This window comes from Novosphingobium sp. ZW T3_23 (genome assembly GCF_044987305.1).
Classification (GTDB): Bacteria; Pseudomonadota; Alphaproteobacteria; order Sphingomonadales; family Sphingomonadaceae; genus Novosphingobium.
In genome coordinates this window covers 1-16,846 of the sequence record NZ_JBJDRF010000082.1, presented here as the reverse complement: position 1 = coordinate 16,846, position 16,846 = coordinate 1, and the positions used below count along the sequence as shown (strand labels likewise).

At 60.9% G+C, this 16,846-nt stretch carries 11 protein-coding genes and 5 pseudogenes; 8 read left to right on the top strand and 8 right to left on the bottom strand.

Annotation, left to right across the window (positions count from 1 at the left end; genetic code table 11):
• The 3 genes from ACI3K3_RS23965 to ACI3K3_RS23955 form a co-directional block, all read right to left on the bottom strand.
• On the bottom strand, positions 1 to 641 hold a 641-nt coding region (locus ACI3K3_RS23965; protein ID WP_404918344.1), incomplete at its 3' end, for a transposase.
• A gap of 585 nt (positions 642 to 1,226) precedes the next feature.
• Positions 1,227 to 1,685 carry a PA2169 family four-helix-bundle protein gene (locus ACI3K3_RS23960; protein WP_404918342.1) on the bottom strand — a complete coding sequence of 153 codons (459 nt, stop codon included), beginning with the start codon at positions 1,683 to 1,685 and terminating at the stop codon, positions 1,227 to 1,229.
• A 487-nt stretch (positions 1,686 to 2,172) separates the two neighbouring features.
• Positions 2,173 to 2,933 (bottom strand): IS5 family transposase gene (locus ACI3K3_RS23955; protein ID WP_404918340.1). Its coding sequence is split into 2 segments (ribosomal slippage): positions 2,173 to 2,600 and positions 2,600 to 2,933, totalling 762 coding nucleotides; the frame shifts between segments, so codons are not numbered across the junction.
• Positions 2,934 to 3,067: 134 nt separating this feature from the next.
• Between ACI3K3_RS23955 and ACI3K3_RS23950 the strand changes: the two are divergent.
• Positions 3,068 to 3,261 (top strand): annotated as a pseudogene (locus ACI3K3_RS23950) (TraR/DksA C4-type zinc finger protein).
• Between the two features lie 161 nt (positions 3,262 to 3,422).
• On the opposite strand, the gene ACI3K3_RS23945 reads toward ACI3K3_RS23950, so the two are convergent.
• Entirely contained in the window at positions 3,423 to 4,586 is a 1,164-nt protein-coding gene (locus ACI3K3_RS23945) for an alpha/beta hydrolase family esterase (RefSeq protein ID WP_404918338.1), read from the bottom strand.
• Between the two features lie 298 nt (positions 4,587 to 4,884).
• Between ACI3K3_RS23945 and ACI3K3_RS23940 the strand changes: the two are divergent.
• The 4 genes and pseudogenes from ACI3K3_RS23940 (at position 4,885) to ACI3K3_RS23925 (ending at position 9,523) form a co-directional block, all read left to right on the top strand.
• A pseudogene (locus tag ACI3K3_RS23940) lies at positions 4,885 to 6,254 on the top strand (IS1380 family transposase).
• A gap of 236 nt (positions 6,255 to 6,490) precedes the next feature.
• Complete coding sequence (locus tag ACI3K3_RS23935; RefSeq protein WP_404918336.1) at positions 6,491 to 8,068, top strand: hypothetical protein; 1,578 nt, start codon at positions 6,491 to 6,493, stop codon at positions 8,066 to 8,068.
• Positions 8,069 to 8,350: 282 nt separating this feature from the next.
• Positions 8,351 to 9,395 (top strand): annotated as a pseudogene (locus ACI3K3_RS23930) (IS110 family transposase).
• Positions 9,392 to 9,523 (top strand): hypothetical protein, encoded by a 132-nt coding sequence (locus tag ACI3K3_RS23925; protein ID WP_404918334.1) that lies wholly within the window; start codon positions 9,392 to 9,394, stop codon positions 9,521 to 9,523. The pseudogene ACI3K3_RS23930 and the gene ACI3K3_RS23925 overlap by 4 nt, the downstream one beginning before the upstream one ends.
• Before the next feature lie 14 nt (positions 9,524 to 9,537).
• On the opposite strand, the gene ACI3K3_RS23920 is transcribed toward ACI3K3_RS23925, so the two are convergent.
• Positions 9,538 to 11,760 (bottom strand): catalase, encoded by a 2,223-nt coding sequence (locus tag ACI3K3_RS23920; protein WP_404918332.1) that lies wholly within the window; start codon positions 11,758 to 11,760, stop codon positions 9,538 to 9,540.
• Between the two features lie 242 nt (positions 11,761 to 12,002).
• Here ACI3K3_RS23920 and ACI3K3_RS23915 point away from each other — a divergent pair, with 242 nt between their 5' ends.
• Entirely contained in the window at positions 12,003 to 12,752 is a 750-nt protein-coding gene (locus tag ACI3K3_RS23915; RefSeq protein WP_404918330.1) for a Crp/Fnr family transcriptional regulator, read from the top strand.
• 297 nt (positions 12,753 to 13,049) lie between these two features.
• Here ACI3K3_RS23915 and ACI3K3_RS23910 read toward each other — a convergent pair whose 3' ends face one another.
• Complete coding sequence (locus ACI3K3_RS23910) at positions 13,050 to 13,871, bottom strand: transglutaminase family protein (protein WP_404918328.1); 822 nt, start codon at positions 13,869 to 13,871, stop codon at positions 13,050 to 13,052.
• Between the two features lie 5 nt (positions 13,872 to 13,876).
• On the bottom strand, positions 13,877 to 14,815 hold the full coding sequence (locus ACI3K3_RS23905) for a transglutaminase N-terminal domain-containing protein (RefSeq protein ID WP_404918326.1): 939 nt from the start codon (positions 14,813 to 14,815) through the stop codon (positions 13,877 to 13,879).
• Positions 14,816 to 14,829: 14 nt separating this feature from the next.
• Between ACI3K3_RS23905 and ACI3K3_RS23900 the strand changes: the two are divergent.
• Together ACI3K3_RS23900 and ACI3K3_RS23895 are read left to right on the top strand one after the other, a co-directional pair.
• Positions 14,830 to 15,472: pseudogene (locus ACI3K3_RS23900) on the top strand (N-formylglutamate amidohydrolase).
• 192 nt (positions 15,473 to 15,664) lie between these two features.
• The gene (locus ACI3K3_RS23895; RefSeq protein WP_404918324.1) at positions 15,665 to 16,498 is read left to right on the top strand and encodes an IS5 family transposase; all 834 of its coding nucleotides are present in this window, start codon (positions 15,665 to 15,667) and stop codon (positions 16,496 to 16,498) included.
• A 221-nt stretch (positions 16,499 to 16,719) separates the two neighbouring features.
• On the opposite strand, the pseudogene ACI3K3_RS23890 reads toward ACI3K3_RS23895, so the two are convergent.
• Positions 16,720 to 16,846 (bottom strand): annotated as a pseudogene (locus ACI3K3_RS23890) (IS5/IS1182 family transposase); the annotation flags it as partial.

Genomic DNA, 16,846 nt, shown 5'->3' with positions numbered 1-16,846 from the left:
CGCTCGCGGCTCGCCGCTGTCCAACGCGCCGCCGGATCGGCCACCGCCAACTGCTTGGGCGGCACCGGGGCGGCTCCGCCAAAGGCGGCGTCATCGAGCACGGCAAGATACTCACGAACGGCATGGCTGCTGGCTGCGTCAGGCAGGGCGTCCGCGCTTTCCACGGCATGCTGGCGGCTTACATCGGCGCGGATGAGGCTGCCGTCGACTGCAAAACCTTCACCGCCGACCAGCCCCTCGGCAATGCAGCGCGCCACGGTCATCTCGAACAGCTGCCGCAGCAGATCACTATCGCGGAAGCGCCCATGCCGGTTCTTGGAGAAGGTCGAATGGTCAGGCACATCGCCTTCCAGCCCGAGCCGGCAGAACCAGCGATAGGCGAGGTTTACATGCACCTCCTCGCACAGCCGCCGCTCGGACCGGATGCCCATGCAGTAGCCGATGATCAGCATCCGGATCATCAGCTCGGGATCAACTGAGGGCCGGCCAGTCGAGCTGTAGAAGGGGCGCAGATGTTCGCGGATGCCCGATAGATCGACAAACCGGTCGATCGAGCGCAGCAGGTGATCAGCCGGAACATGCCGATCCAAGTTGAAGCTGTAGAACAGCGCCTCTTGCGCCACTGTCCTCTCCCCCATCATCCCCACATCTCCGCTTGCCTGCGGAGATATAGAATCAATACTTTAGCACCATTGCAAGGCCGAGTTTTTCAACACAATCAGCTCGACAAGGGACGTTCCAAAGGGGGGGCGCGCTGCCTCCCCAAGAATGGATTGCGTCACGTGTCTGACGCGGGACTGTTCTGGTCGCTGGTGTTCGGCATTCGGCGAAATACTTCTGTGGCCCTTTGGGGGTTTGACGAAGAATTCGCTGATTACGGGGCGGGGGATATGGATTTCGGCTTACGCACGCGCGTGGCGGATATACCGCTGGTTTTCATGGGTAGTCCGGGTGCTTTCCATCAGTTTCACGATGAGTTCGATCCACCGCTGCAGCATTTTCAGGACATCGTCCGCAATGCGCGGATATTTCGCAAGAAGTGGACGCTGTGGCCCATGCCCGGTTGGCTTGCTAAGTTTGAACGCATCGGACTGATCTCGGTGAGGGCGCGCTCGATCGACGTGCTGAGAAATCCGACCGTTGCCGAGATCGCTCAGACGCGCATGTCTGTCTGTATAAGCTCGATAAAAGGGATAGGCCGGCGGGAATTGCTCGCCGGCCCACCTTCAGCGCTGCATTGCTTGCTTTATGTCGCGCATCTCGTCATGCCCCGCCTTGACCGACGCATAGCAGGCCTCGATCAACTGGCGAACTTCGGGCGACAGTTGACGGCCGGCGAGGGCATCCTCGAACTTGGCCTTGATGTGGTCCTCGCCAGCCTCGACCTCGTTGACGATCGCCTTGTCGTCGTGCCCGGTCATTGAGGCCTTGAGGTTGAGGAACATGCGATGCGCACCTGCCAGCATCGTACCGTCGTCTTCCGCCCGGCCGCCCAGGCGGACAACTTCCTGCTGCAGCCGAGACGCGACTTCGCGCCGCTCGCTCGCGCGGCTCGTGAAGATAGAACCAAACCGCCCGCTGTCGCTGTCCTTGGCTGCTTCAGTGTATCCCTCTACGCTGTCGATGGTGGTCGCGATCAGCGTGTTGAGCGTCGAAATATCGTGAGAGGTTTGGTTCATGGTCATTCCTGTCGAAAGGTCGGAACGACTATCGTCCGGACATTGAGGTAACTCCGGGGGAAGAGAAGCGAAGCGACGGAATCGCCGAAATTAACTTTGATCAGTACGATTTTAGAACTGTGCGTGCTGTCAATCCACACCGGATAAGCGCGGCAGCGTTAGTATCTTCAAACCCACGTTGCGTGGTCAGAGTACGGTTCTATGGTCCTGTCCAAAATCTGCCCGTGGCACGCAAAATGCGATTAACCGCGAGCAGCCAGCTTTATACTTCGAGAAAGAAAGCAGAGCGGCCACACCGCGGCGCGAAAAATCGGCACGTGAGCGTCCGCAAAGGTCGGCTGTAATGACCAAGCCAGCGGTAGGCTTGGGGCAATGCACTGCGATGCCGGACGGCATGCAGAACCAAACTTAACGGAGGTTGTCGCCGAAGATGCCACCGTTTGCCATCGCCATGACGCGGTAGCTGGGCGCAATGACGACCTAAGATCAGGACTCATTGATTGAGCCAGAAGATGACGGTCACTGCGATGCAGATGGCAGACATGAAGGTGTGGGCGCAGCGGTCGTAGCGAGTGTGTATGCGCCGCCAATCCTTGAGCCTGCCGAACATGTTCTCGATCCTGTGCCGCTGGCGATAGAGCACGGCATCGTGCGGGATCGGGACCTTCCTGTTTTTCTTTGACGGGATGCAGGCGGTGATGTTGCGTTCAGCGAGCGCCTTGCGGAACCAGTCGGCGTCATAGCCTCGATCACCGAGTAGAGCTTTGGCCCGAGGCAAGGCGTCGAGCATCAGGGCGGCTCCCTTATAGTCGCTCATCTGCCCCTCGCTCAGCAGCATGACCAATGGCCTGCCCTTGCCATCGCATACAGAGTGGAGCTTCGAGTTCAGGCCGCCCTTGGTGCGTCCGATACGTCTGGGAACAGCCCCTTTTTGAGCAGGCTGGCCGCTGTTCGGTGTGCCTTGAGGTGCGTCGCGTCGATCATCAACTGATCGGGCTTCCCGCCCTTCGCTGAGAGAGCAGAGAAGATCTTGTTGAACACCCCGAGACGGCTCCACCGAATGAAGCGATTGTAGATCGTCTTGGACGGACCATAGTCGGCAGGCGCATCGCGCCATCGCAAACCGTTCCTGATGACGAAGATGATGCCGCTGATGATACGACGATCATCCACCCGTGGCACGCCGTGGGATAGCGGAAAATATGGCTCGATCCGGCGCATCTGTGCTTCCGAAAGCCAGATCAGATCACTCATGACAACGCCTCCTTGCGCCGCCATTGAATCAATCGATCTTCATCCCTGCAAGCAATTTAATAGGTCCTGAGCCTAGCATTGAACCACACGCTTCGGGTTCCCACGTCAGACCACGAAAATGAATGGAAATGGTCATGGCCGGAGGACGGTCGCGCCATGGCGGGGTACAAGATCAGATTGATGACACTGTAAGTGATGCGGTCCGCAGCGTCTGCGCGCGAATACCAGCTGGCGAGGGCAAGAGTGTGGCGAAACCATTTCAGCTCGTCGGCGCGAAGCATTACCGGGCGCACGTACCTGCGTAGCCTGCCAAGCGCGACGACATTAAGGTAAGGGTTAGTGGCACAGATGCGCAGCGCGCTGCGATCGAACATCTGTTCGACGACATGCGGCTTGAATTTTCGATCGTGACACCCGACTGATCCCATAGCTTTAAGTCGCCGACATAACGGATCTTGAGCCCGAACGCGTTTATCAGGTCGCCGAACATCATCGCATCAATCCTGTGCTTCGCAGCGCGTCTTCGATTATTTTACGCACACCGCCGGCGCGATGCGTCTCTCGGTCACGGACAAACGAGCCATGTGCGAAAATCGGCGGCATTGCGTTGCCGATCTCGTCATGAGCCAAAGCCCGCTCCCGCGGCGCGGGCGCGGGCTTCGGTACAACCTTGGCAGCCCCTTTGTCAGCGGCGTGAGCGAGTCCCCAGAAGCGGCAGATGAGCAGCGTCGAGGAAATGTTCGCCTCCAGCATATAGGCACCGCTCGTTCCTAGGCCATCTTCGCTCAGGGTGTCGAGCGGGGTGCCGTGGCCCATGCCCTGGATAGTGTATTCCTCAATCACTTCGCGACCAGATGCGTCGGTCCAGGCGCGGCGGGCATGGCCGCCGATAACCTCGACTTGATCCGGCGCCGCGCGTGTGCGGTGTAAAGGCCGCCACTGGTCGACGATAGCCTGCGCATTGCCGTAGCTCACGGTCGCATCAGCGGTGCCATGCCAGATCGAGACGGTTGGCCACGCTCCATTGTAGTCTGAAGCCGCACGAGCCAGCGCCCAAAGCTCCGAAGCGCTCGGCATGCCGTGCCCGCGCATCCGGTCGAACGCCTGCGGGATCGTACTGGCGCATCCGTAGGGCAGGCCAGCGATGATCGCACCGCCCGCAAAGATTTCCGGATAGGCGGCGAGCATGACTGAGGTCATCGCGCCGCCTGCCGACAGGCCGGTCACGAACACGCGAGCCGGGTCCAACTCGTGCCGTGAAGTGACGGCGGCAACCATCTGCCGTATCGAGAGCGCCTCCCCCGCATCGCGCCGGTTGTCTCCCGGAGAGAACCAATTGAAGCATAAATTGGGGTTGTTCTGGCGCTGCTGCTCTGGGAAAAGCAGGGCGAACCCGTGCCGGTCCGCCATATCCGACCATCCCGCGCCGATGTCGTAGCTCCCGGCATTCTGGGTACAACCATGCAGGACGACCACAAGCGCCGCGTTCGGTGCCAGCGTTTGGGGGATATAGACGTGTCCATTCAATGCGCCGGGGTTCGAGCCGAAATCGGACAATGGCGCCAGCCGGCTGCTCACTGCGGAAAAACCATTTGCGGTTCCAGCCAAGCGCAAGGCTGCGAGCCGGTTGATCGTGTCGGAAATCTTTCGCATCCCAATTCCTTCGGGTCAGGGCCGCTGTTCCAGTGCAACTTGCGCCCATTTATGCTGCATTGCACAATAAGTGGGTTGTAGTCCCGCGAGCGCAAGGGGCGCTCAGGCTGGATTGACTTGAGTTAAGACGTTCTGGTGGGCACTTTGCAGCGTTTGCCCCTGCTGTATGCCGGTTCAGGTTCGACCTCTAACCTGTTTTATTCACGGAGGCAGGTGATAGGGTTGGCGGGAGTGGCGTACGCGATTGCTTTGCACTAGGAAAATGGGTGTCTAGACCAGTCCTGCAGCGAGGCAATTTATGCCACGGACCACACCCGCCGGGAGCGATGATAGCGCACCGGGATTTTCGTTTCCAGCGGTTGGCGGGAAGAAGATCACAGTCGCGTTCGACGGTGGCCGACTGACCTCGGACGGCGGCGTTCTGCTGCTGGCGCAAGCCGAGCGAGCGATGGGAATTTGCCGGAGGCTTGCGGCTTGCATCGCTGATCCGCGTGACCCGACGCGGGTGACCCATCGCCTTGATGACATCCTGCGCGCCCGGGTATTTGCGATCACGTGTGGCTACGAGGATGCTGACGATCTCGACGCCCTGCGCGACGATCGGGGGTTCCGCCTGCACTGGGCAAGTTGCCGGGATCGGGCGCGGGGCTTGCGAGCCAACCGACGATGAGCCGCTGGGAGAATGCACCGACCACGCGCGAACTGGCCGGGATGATGGCCGCGATGATCGGCGTCTACTGTGCCAGCTATCCGGTCCCACCGGCGGCGGTGACGCTGGACATCGATGATACCTGCGATGTCGTGCACGGCTATCAGCAGCTCTCGTTTTGGAATGGCCATCACGGCGAACGCTGCTTTCTGCCGATCCACGTCTACGACACTGCGACCGGCCGTCCGGTCGCGATGCTGCTGCGCACCGGCAAGACGCCGTCTGGTGCCGGAGGTGCCGGCCACATCCGGCGCCTGGTGCGTCATATCCGCCAGCACTGGCCCGATACCCCTATCACCATCCGCGGAGACGGGCATTACGGTCGGCCCGAGATCATGGCGTTCTGCGAGGCGGTCGGGGTCGATTATGTGCTCGGCTCGCCGACCAACGCCGCGCTGCGGGCCGATCCGATCATTGTCGCCGTCGCCGATGCCTGCGCGGTCAAGCGGGTTCAGCGCCAATGCCCGGTCCTGCGCCATTATACCGAGACCCGCTACGGCGCCAAAAGCTGGAAGGGCCAACGCCGCGTCGTCGCCCGGATCGAAGCCAGCACGCTGGGCATGGACATCCGCTATGTCGTCACCTCGCTGACAGAAGGCTCGGCCGAGCATATTTACGACACGCTCTACTGCGCGCGCGGCCAAGCCGAGAACCTGATCAAGCGCCACAAGACCCAGTTGGCCAGCGATCGCACCTCGTGCCGCTCGGCTAATGCCAACCAGATGCACCTCATCCTGCATACCGCCGCCTACTGGCTGATGTGGCACATCCAGCAGGCCATCCCCAAGGCCACTGCGCTGGCCGCTGCCGAGCTCGCGACTCTGCGCCTGCGGCTGCTCAAGGTCGCTGCCCGCGTCATCGAGAGCGCCTCGCGTATCCGTGTCGCCTTCGCGTCAGCATGCCTCGACGCCGGCGTGTTCAAAGCCATCGCCACCGGTCTTCGGCCAGCGCCGACATAGCCAGCGCGGCCATGCCGCCGAAACCCGAGCCTTCGTCCCTTCAACCTCGAAAAGCCCATTGCTCCTGACGCGGTGAAAAACACCGGCGCCGGCGCTCCCCCAAGTCACGCCGCCAAACACCGATCGAGCTCGGGACACACCACAGCGGCGGGCTCGTGAATAACCCGGGCTAGGGGATTATCCCTTAATGCTTTAGGGACTTCTTCGGATCGATATCCCGGAGGACATGCTTAGTTTTGGAGGACATTCTCGCGGAGCTCGCCATGACATCTTTCCCGAACCAGCCGCCGCGCAATCCTTGGCTGACCGATAGTGTCTATCCCACGTCCCACTTCAATCCGGGCGCTACGGACTCGGTATCTTTCCCGGGGCCTGTCGAGGGAAAGACCCTGAGGAAGGGCGAGGACGCCAAATTCCAGGCCAACTTCATGGTATCGAACCCGGCAGTGAAAAAGGTTGGAGCGGACACGGTTGCCTTTGCCAGCGGCATGTTTGGACTGCGCAAGCTGCTGCTGACCGGCAAGGCGCTCGAATCGATCTCTTACTGGCCGTATCCCGGCTTCGAGGCGGAATCGGAGGCAGCGAGCGAAGCTGCGATGGATGCGCTGCTCGCTAGATGGGACGCGGCGCGCCGGGCGGGCGACGATGACAAATTGTTCGAGGCCATCCAGGGCATCAACGATGTCGGCTTTAGCCATGCCGTCGGTATAAACGGGGTCTATAACCTCTTCGATCGCGATGGCTTCCATTACTGCGTGTTCGGCGGGACCAAAGTCCTGAAATCCACCGACGACAACGAGGCCCAGGTGCCTGCGCGCATCGTAAAGCAGGCGGACGTCGCGGCCGCCATGCCGCCGGGCGTGGCGCAATCGGTCAGTCGCATCATCGCGCTCAGCATGACCTATGATGGGTTCTTGGTCGCAGCGGCGCCGGGCGCTGTGGTGATTCTCGACCGGGATCTCAACGTGAAGTCCTATGTCGCCTTCTCAGGCGAGGCCGTCGATAACGCCGTGCCTTTAGATGAGCATGGCGGCATCTATGTGGTCACCTCGCGGAGGATGCTCAAGGTCGTTTGGGACGGTGAGAAGCTGTCCAGTGACGAGAAGGACGGCGCATGGGAATCGGGCTATGAATGGATGCCAGATCAGAAGGCATTCGCGCTCGGTTCGATCTCGCGCGGCTCAGGCACTACGCCGACGTTGATGGGATTTGGCGACGACCCGGACAAGCTGGTGGTGATCGCCGATGGCGCCGAGGACGGCACCAATCTCGTTGCCTTCTGGCGCGATGCCATCCCGGAAGATTTCGAGCAGAAGCCCGGAACGAAATCGCGACGCATCGCTGATCAGGCGCCGATCAAGATTTCCAAGGCAACAATCGAGCCTTCACCCAATGTTCTCGGCTATGGGATCGCGGTGGTCAACAGCACCTATCCCAAGCCGGTGCCCGAACCCGGCTTCCACAATGGCTTCATGGCTGGGGTCACCCGACCGGCGCCTAAGGGAATCCAGAAGTTCAATTGGAACCCGGAGACGCGCCGGCTCGAGGAAGACTGGCTCAATGCGGAGATCGACAATAGCGACATCATGGTGCCCGTCGTCTCCGCCGCGACCGGCCTGCTGTATGCGGCGAACAAGCGCGCGCTCACCTATGAATATGTCGGGATCGACTGGGATACCGGCGAGACTCGTGAACGCTGGGTATTCCCAAATGACAGTGCCATGTGGAACGCCTTCGGCGGTATCACTACCATATTGGAAGACGGCGACCTACTGATCGGCGGCGCGTTCGCGATCAAGCGCATCGTGACCTGAACCGCCTACAGCGTGACTTTCAGCAATCGCGCATTGGCGCTGTCATCGGTCCTTCAATTCTCCGCAAAAGTGCGGGAGAACCCACTTTTGCGGAATCTTCGGTGCCCGTTGACAGGCGCTGAACGACATACGCGAAATCGGGCCCACGCTGCCATTCCGCCTTCCGCCCGTCCACGGCATTCGAAATGAGAAAGCGGATGAGGTGGGATAGCTCCCGCTCACGGCATCTAAATGCCAAGTTGGGTTTGCTGTCATGCAACCCGAGCAGAGGAGCCATCCGCCATGGAGATTAGCACGATCGGCCTGGATTTGGCCAAGAACGTTTTTCAGATTCACGGTATCAGCGCAACCGGTGAGGTTGTCATTCGCAAGGCGCTTCGGCGATCGCAGATGCTGCCCTTCTTCGAGAAGCTGCCGCCGTGCCTGGTAGGCGCTGAGGCCTGCGGGACGTCTTCATCACTGGGCGCGCGAACTAACCAAGCTGGGGCATGAGGTGCGGCTGATGCCGGCGGCTTACGTGAAGCCGTATGAAGCGCGGCAAGAACGATGCCGCCGATGCGGAAGCGATCTGCGAAGCGGTCACACGCCAGACGATGCGGTTCGTGCCGATCAAGTCGCGCGAACAGCGAGCGGCGCTGTCGCTGCACCGCGTGCGCAACCTTTTGATCAAACAGCGCACCCAGCTGGTCAATATGATTCGCAGCGTACTCGCCGAACTGGGGATCGCCATTCCGGTCGGGATCAGGAAGGCACTGCAGATCGCGCGCGAGATCGTCGATGGGGAATCCAAGCTCGACTTACCGGCCGAAGCCGCGAATGTCGTCGCTATGTTGGCAGGGCAACTGCTCCAGCTTCACGCCCAGTTGCACAAGCTCGACCTGCGGCTCGCCGCTCTGCAGCGGAGCGACGACAGGGCGCGGCGCCTAGCCACGTTCCTGGTATCGGACCGATCGGTGCGACCGCACTTGCCGCGTCAGTGACCGATCCAGGTCAGTCTCGTCAGGACGCCAATTCGCCGCCTGGCTGGGGCTGACCCCTCGACAAAGTTCGAGCGGCGGCAGGGAGCGTCTGGGGCGCATTACCAAGATGGGCGACCGGTATTTGGGCGCTCTCTTGGTTGTAGGCGCAACCGCGTTGGACCGATACGCCAAACAAAACCTGAACGGTCGATCCGCGCTTTGTCGCTCTGCTCGGCAGAAAGCCCGCGCGCGTTGCCTCAATTTCCATCGCCAACAAGATGGTGATGACGCGAATACCGTCACCGCGTGGCCGCGGTCACGCAAGGCTCTTGCCAGCAGGTGGGTATGAATCCAGCAGGTGGGTATGAATTTCGAGCCCACCGGCGAAGGGTTCCGCTATCGGGTGCCGCAGATGGGCGATGATGCCGATGCGCAATCGGGGCTGGGAAGGCTTGGTCCCGGGACGGCAGCAGGCCGTGCGGGGCACAGTCTGTGAGCATGACGGGCAGGTTAGATCGCGGACCGTGCATCCAGATCGACCTCCAACTCGCGGGGCCAGTGGCGCAGGGCATGACAGGCAGTCAGGAACGCCTGCGCGTCCTCGGCACTGTCGAGCGCGAGGCATGCTTCGTCGAGGTCGTCGATGATTCCGGCCCGTTCGAAGATTTCCTCGGCCTCGTCTGTCAGGGCGATGAACTTGCAATGTGCGAAGGCATCGGTAACGAAGTCTTTCGCAGCTGCATCGAGAGACAATAGCCTCCCGCCTTCTTCCGACACCACGATCGCAATGGCATCGAACAGGACCGACGGCCCGCCGTCGATCTTGTGCTTCGCCGCCACCGTCGTGCCATCGGACAGCGTGACGCCGGCGATCTTGGGGGCAATCACTTCGTAGACCGCGCCTTCGGTTTCCACTGCCGCCAGCAGTGCCGCGAAGATCGCGGCGTCGGCACCGTCACTGAGCAGGATACCCAGCTTGCGCCCCTTGAAGCTGTCAGGTCCGTTACGGACGATGCTGAGCTTTTCGGAAGGCGGGAGATCCGCGATGGGCGTCCTTGCCGCATTCGCGGGATCGGGAAGCGCCAACCCCAGTCCGTCGGCCACCGTGGCGGCTAGCCCTTCGTCAATGTTCAGGAGGTGCGAGACGACGCGCGAACGGATGTCTGCTCTTTCCACCTTCGACAGTTCGAAGACCAGAGCATCGCAGATATGCTTCTGTTCGATGGGTTCCTGGCTGGCGAAGAACTGGCGGGCCTGACTGTAGTGATCGGCAAAGGTCTCAGAGCGCACGCGCTGCTTGGGACCGTCCGCCTCCGCGGCAAAGCTGGTGAAGCCGCGCACCGGGTCTTCGCGCGGACCACCCTCGGTCGGTCCCCAACTGTTCGGCTCGTAGTTCGCGCGCCCCTTTGGATTGCGCATAGTCATGTGGCCGTCCTGCTGGAAATGCGCCATCGGACACTTGGGCGCATTGATCGGAATATGGGTGAAGTTCGGCCCGCCGAGACGCTTCAGCTGCGTGTCGAGGTACGAGAAGTTGCGTCCCTGCAGCAGGGGGTCGTTGGAGAAGTCGATGCCGGGCGGCACGTTCTGCGTGCAGAAGGCAACCTGCTCGGTCTCCGCGAAGAAATTATCGACCACGCGGTCGAGCACCAGGCGCCCCACCACTCGGATCGGCACGAGTTCCTCGGGGATGAGCTTGGTCGCATCGAGCACGTCGAAATCGAAGCTGTCGGCAAAGGTATCGTCGAAAAGCTGGACGCCGAGTTCCCATTCGGGGAAATCGCCCGAATTGATCGCCTCCCACAAGTCGCGGCGATGGAAGTCAGGGTCGGCCCCGTTGATCTTGACCGCCTCGTTCCAGACCACCGACTGCAGCCCCTGCTTCGGCTTCCAGTGGAATTTGACGAACGTGGACTTGCCGTTCGCATCGACCAGTCGGAAGGTATGGACGCCGAAACCTTCCATCGTCCGCAGCGAGCGCGGAATGGCGCGGTCGGACATTGTCCACATGATCATGTGGAAGCTCTCCGGCGTCAGGCTGACGAAGTCCCAGAAATTGTCATGCGCGGTCTGCGCCTGCGGGAAATCACGGTCCGGCTCGGGCTTGGCGGCGTGGATCAGGTCGGGGAACTTGATAGCGTCCTGGATGAAGAACACCGGGATATTGTTGCCGACGATGTCCCAGTTGCCTTCTTGCGTATAGAGCTTGACGGCAAAGCCGCGCACGTCGCGGGCGAGATCGGCTGATCCCTTCGATCCCGCCACGGTAGAGAACCGCACGAAGGCGGGAGTGCGCTCGCCCACCCGCTGGAAGATGTCGGCGCCGCTGACGTCCGCAAGGCTGTCGGTCAGTTCGAAGAACCCGTGCGCACCGTACCCGCGCGCATGCACCACGCGTTCGGGTATGCGCTCATGGTCGAAGTGGAACATCTTCTCGCGGAAGTGAAAGTCTTCCAGCAACGCCGGGCCGCGAACCCCCTGCTTCAGGCTGTTCTGGTCGTCCGCGACGGGAATGCCCTGCTGCGTCGTAAGCGTCGCGGCGTCTCCGACCACCCACTGGTGGGTCTCGCCGCCATCCGCTTGCGTCTCGGCATAGGAAAAGGATATCTCCGCGTCGGCGGGGATTGGGGACGTCTTCTGGGAAGACTCACCGCCCACGTCCGCGCCGACAATGTCATGCGGGGTGAGCTTCTTGGACGATCGTGCATCGGGCGTGGTTGGCGTTTTGGCCATGAGAGGTCCTTCAGGTGAAGAGTCATGCGGCTGCACCGGGCCAGCCTGACGGCGGCACGCGAAAGCGGCATCGAAAAAAGCTAGTGTGATGGTAACGGCGGCCGTGACCCTTCAGTTGCGCTGGGGTCACGGATATTAACCTGTGTCAGCACGTTTCGGCTGACGGTCCGTGCAACGCGGTCTCGCACGATGGGTTATTCTGGGATCGACGCAGCTTCCGGCACCCATAGAAGGACCATGACGTGTTAACCGACCGCTTTCTGCGATACAAACGGGGCGTCAGCCTGTCTCCCGAGGAGCGAACAAGGTTGGAAGCCTCGATCACGGAAGTTCAGACGATCGAGCCGCGCAAGCTCGTGGTCCGGGCGGGCCGGGAGCTGGACCACAGCACGCTACTGATCGAAGGCATTTTATCGCGCTATATCGATGATCGACAGGGATTGAGGCAGCTGGTTGCCATCCATGTGCCGGGCGACTTCGTCGACCTGCATGCCTATCCGCTCAAGGTTCTCGATCACGACGTGGCAACCATGACAGCGGCAACTATTGCGATCATGCCGCATTCGAAATTGGACGCGGTCATTGCCGAGTGCCCGCAATTTGGCCGAAAGTTATGGTTTTCCACGCTTATCGACGCTGCGATCCACCGGGCCTGGCTGTTCCGCCTTGGAAGGCTCGACGCAATGGGACGAGTGGCGCACTTCTTGTGCGAAACGAACGCTCGCCTGTTATCGGCCGGGCTTAGTGATGGAAATCGTTTCGCGCTGGGCCTGACTCAGACCGACCTTGCCGAGATTTGTGGCCTCACCAACGTCCACGTCAACCGGGTCCTGCGCCACATGCGCGAAGAGGGCTTTTGTGTGTTTCGTTCCTCACTTGTCGAGATACCTGATCCCGAGCGGCTGGCCGCGCGAGGTCAGTTCGATCCGGCCTATCTGTACATCGACGATACGCAGGCTCTTCCCTCTGCAATTACGAAAGCCGTGTCATGACCGCACCATCATTTCCCAACCCGCCGCAACCGCATTCCGATGCTGGAATAGCCAGTGCAGAGGACGGCCTCGTGATGCTGGACGGACCCGACGGGGTAGCGGTCACGATGACCGCAAAGGCGGCTGCTCAAACTGGCCGGAACCTCATCGACGCATCGCTTGCCGCTGATCGACAGCTTGCTAAACGAGACGGTTCCGGGGGCGTATGATTCACAATTCCGTGTGACCGCTTTCCCCCCCCCGTCCACACGTCCTTGAATGGCGGTGCGCTAGGCAAGCCGTCACAGTTGATTGACGTCAGGCTCGCTCAGTGGTTTCGACCTCTGCAGCATAAACGTCGAACCGTTTCAGTTCCGCCTGCCCGAATGCGGTAGTCAGAGCAACGTCGGTAGCGTCCCGCCCACGCGCCATCAGGACGCGGCCGATGCGCGGCTTGTTGTGGCGCGCATCGTGCGTGTACCAGCTGCCGTCGATGTAGACGTCGAACCAGGCGCTGAAGTCCATCGGCGCGTCCACCGGCGGCACCCCGATGTCGCCCAGATAGCCCGTACAGTAGCGCGCCGGAATGTTCATGCACCGGCACAGGGTAATCGCAAGGTGAGCGAAATCGCGGCACACTCCCTGCCGTTCCTGGTAGCCGTTCCAGGCGGTCTTGTCCGGCCGGGCGTGGTGGTAGCCGAACTCGATGTGGCCATGGACGAAATCGACGATGGCATCCACACGGGCGCGGGCGGAGAGATAGTGCCCGAAATTGCTCCAGGCCACGTCCATCAGCCGGTCGGTCTCGCAGTAACGGCTGGCAAGGAGGAACGGCATGACAAAGTCGGGCAAATCTTCCACTTCCATTTGCGGCGCATTGCCGGGGCGCATGTCGGGCTCGCCATTGTCCTCGATGATGAAGTCGCATGACAGGGTTACGCCCCCTGGGGGTACGGTCAGACGGGTCGCGATGTTCCCGAAACCATCCTCGAAATGATAGAGTGGGATATCGGGTTCGGCCAGCAGGCGCTGCGGTGAACGCAGGTCCTGATGGCGAGAGGGATGCAGGCTGAGCATCGCCATCATCGCAGTTTTCGTCTCGGTCTCGAAGCGTATGTCATATCCGCAGCGGATCAGCATGAGGGTTACTTTCCTGAGGCGCCGGCAACGCGGCTGTTGACGGCGCCATGGCCGCTTGAGGGGAACTGATCGGGGTCGGCACGGCGCACGTCGACGGTGACGTCCATGCCCAGAAAGCTCGCCGGAAGTCCGAACCACGTGCCGGACAATGGCAGAACCTGGTAGGGGTCGCGGGCCACGGCAACGCGGATCAGGCCGCGATTGCCGATGATGCCGTTGGTGGGATCGAACTCCACCCATCCCGAGCCGGGGAGGAATATCCGCACCCAGGCATGGGTATTACCGCCCCCGACCACGCCCTCCGTGCGCGACGGATTGTAGACGTACCCCGAGACGAAGCGGGCCGCGAAACCAAGTGCGCGGACCGCCTCGATCATCAGCACCGCGAAGTCGCGGCAGGTACCTTGGCGTTTCCTTAAGGTATCGATCGGGGATTGAGTCCCCTTCTCGTGACGCGGCACGTAAGTGAAGTCGCGTTTGATGCTGGTCGCCATCTCGGTCAGCAGGCCGATGGTCGTGGTATTGCCGTCATTGCTAACGAAGGCTCGCACCCAATCGTCGACAATGCGCTCGGGGTCGAGGTGCTGCCGCTCGATGGAGCGGAGCAGATCGGGCATGTCCTCGGCCGAATAGGTGAAGGGAAAAAGCCTGGCATAAGCCTCCACATCAACATGCTTCTGCGAGATCGGGGCGTGTTCCAGCGTCGCTTCACTTATAACCGTGAGCACGGCGGCCCTCCGCTCGAACGATGCGATCGCAACCGAATTGCCGAAGACATCGTGTACCCAGCGCAGTTCTGCCGGATCCGGGTCGAGTGTGAGACGAGCGGAGAGCAAACGCTGGTCAAAAGCCTCGCGCGGCCGCATCATGATACGATGTTCACCGAGCGAAACCGGCTGCTGGTAGCGATACGAGGTCTCATGACGGATCGTCAGCAGCGGCATGGAAAAAGTTCCTGATGGCCGGGCGCCCGGCGGATGGCTTGCTGGGGCCGGACGATCCGGTACCGTGCGAAGTGTTCAACGCCGCAGGCAAGTCGCCGTTCCTGCTGATCGGCGATCATGCAGGTGCGGCAGTACCCCGCATACTGGGCAATCTCGGGGTGACGCCCGGCGAGATGGATCGTCACATCGCAATCGACATCGGGGGGCGGGAGATGGGAAAAGCCCTCGCCCGTCTGCTCGACTCGCCTTTCGTGCATCAGGTCTATTCACGGCTCGTCATTGACTACAATCGCGCACCCGCCCGCGATGACGCAGTTCCCATCATTTCAGACGGCACCCGCATTTCGCGTAATGAAAACCTGACAGATGCAGCGAGAACCGCGCGGATTGAGGCGATACATACCCTACCACAGCGCTGTCGCGGCACTCATCGATGCCCGAGCAGCGGCAGATCGACCGACCATCCTGCTGTCGCTGCATAGTTTCACGCCGAGAATGGACGGAATCGACCGAGATTGGGACGTAGGAATATTGCATTGGCTCGGAAACACTGCGTTCGCCCACGCATTTCGCGACGCGCTCACAAAGAATGAATACATCGTCGTTGGAGATAATGTTCCTTATTGCATGGACGAGACCGATTATACGGTGCCTTAACGCCAAGCGTGAGTAGCGTCGCCGCAAATCCCATCGGCTGCAGGCCGAAGGACGAAATCACCAAATAATCGGCTATGAGGTAGCGCAAGTGGAGGCTGCCTCGACGCTGAGCTCTTAGAGCCCGATCCGAAAGTTGTTGAGCAATACCAGCATGTTGTGATTCACGCCGTCCTGCGAGAGATGGAGTGAATGATGGCATGGACTGGTATTGCTCGGGAGGAGCATAGCCGCAAAGGGCTGCGGTATCCAAGCGACATGATGGATAGGGAATGGGCGCTGATAGCCACATTCATACCGCCGGCCCGCCGGGGCGGTCGGCCCCGAACGGCGAATATGCGCGAAGTGCTCAATGCGCTGTTGTATCTGGCCTCTGCTGGTTGTGCCTGGCGTTTGCTGCCCAAGTGCTTTGGACCGGTCTCGACGGTGCGGCGCTACTTCTACGCCTGGCGAAACGCCGGCTTGTTCGAGATCATGAACACCTTGCTGGTGATGAACGTGCGCGAGATCGAAGGACGCGAGGCCTCCCCCAGTGCGGGTGTTATCGACAGCCAGTCGGTGAAAACGACGGAAAGTGGCGGCCCTTGCGGGTATGACGCGGGCAAGCGGATCAAGGGCCGCAAGCGGCATATCCTGACCGACACCTGCGGCTTCCTGATTTCCATCCTCGTGCACGCCGCCGACATTCAAGACCGCGATGGTGCCGTCGATGTGCTCGTAGGCGTACGAAAGAGCTTCCCTTGGCTGCGCCATGTCTTTGCCGATGGCGGATACGCGGGCGACAAACTCAGAAAGGCTCTCTCCCAGGCGGGAGACTGGACCATCGAGATCATAAAGCGTTCTGATCGATCGAAAGGCTTCGAAGTCTTGCCCCGGCGTTGGGTGGTCGAGCGCACTTTCGCATGGCTGGGCCGATGCCGACGCCTCGCCAAGGATTGGGAGGCAACCATCGCATCATCAACAGCTTGGGCCACAATCGCCTCCATCCGAATGCTCATCCGCAGAACGGCAAGGTATTGCTATGCCTGACGAACTTTTGAATCAGGCTCTTAATATCCCTGTCATTGTACGACGAAGTACAGTAAAGGGCTGCCAATCAGGAGAAGGCCGAGCCCGTGTCTTCCCAGGCACAGCGCTCGAAGCTCACGCCCCTGGGGTGAAGCAGACCTCAACGGGCACCACTCACTTGGTCTACGGTTTGCGCGCATTCAAATTCGACCAGGGCACGTCATCATCTGAGCGTCCGCGTCCTAGGCGACCGACTCATTATGTCGCAGCCAAATTCGGATGGATGCGAGTTGGACTGAGGCGAGGAAGTTCTCGTCTCGCTTGTCATAGCGGGTGGCGACTGCGCGGAACTGTTTGAGTTTGCTGAAG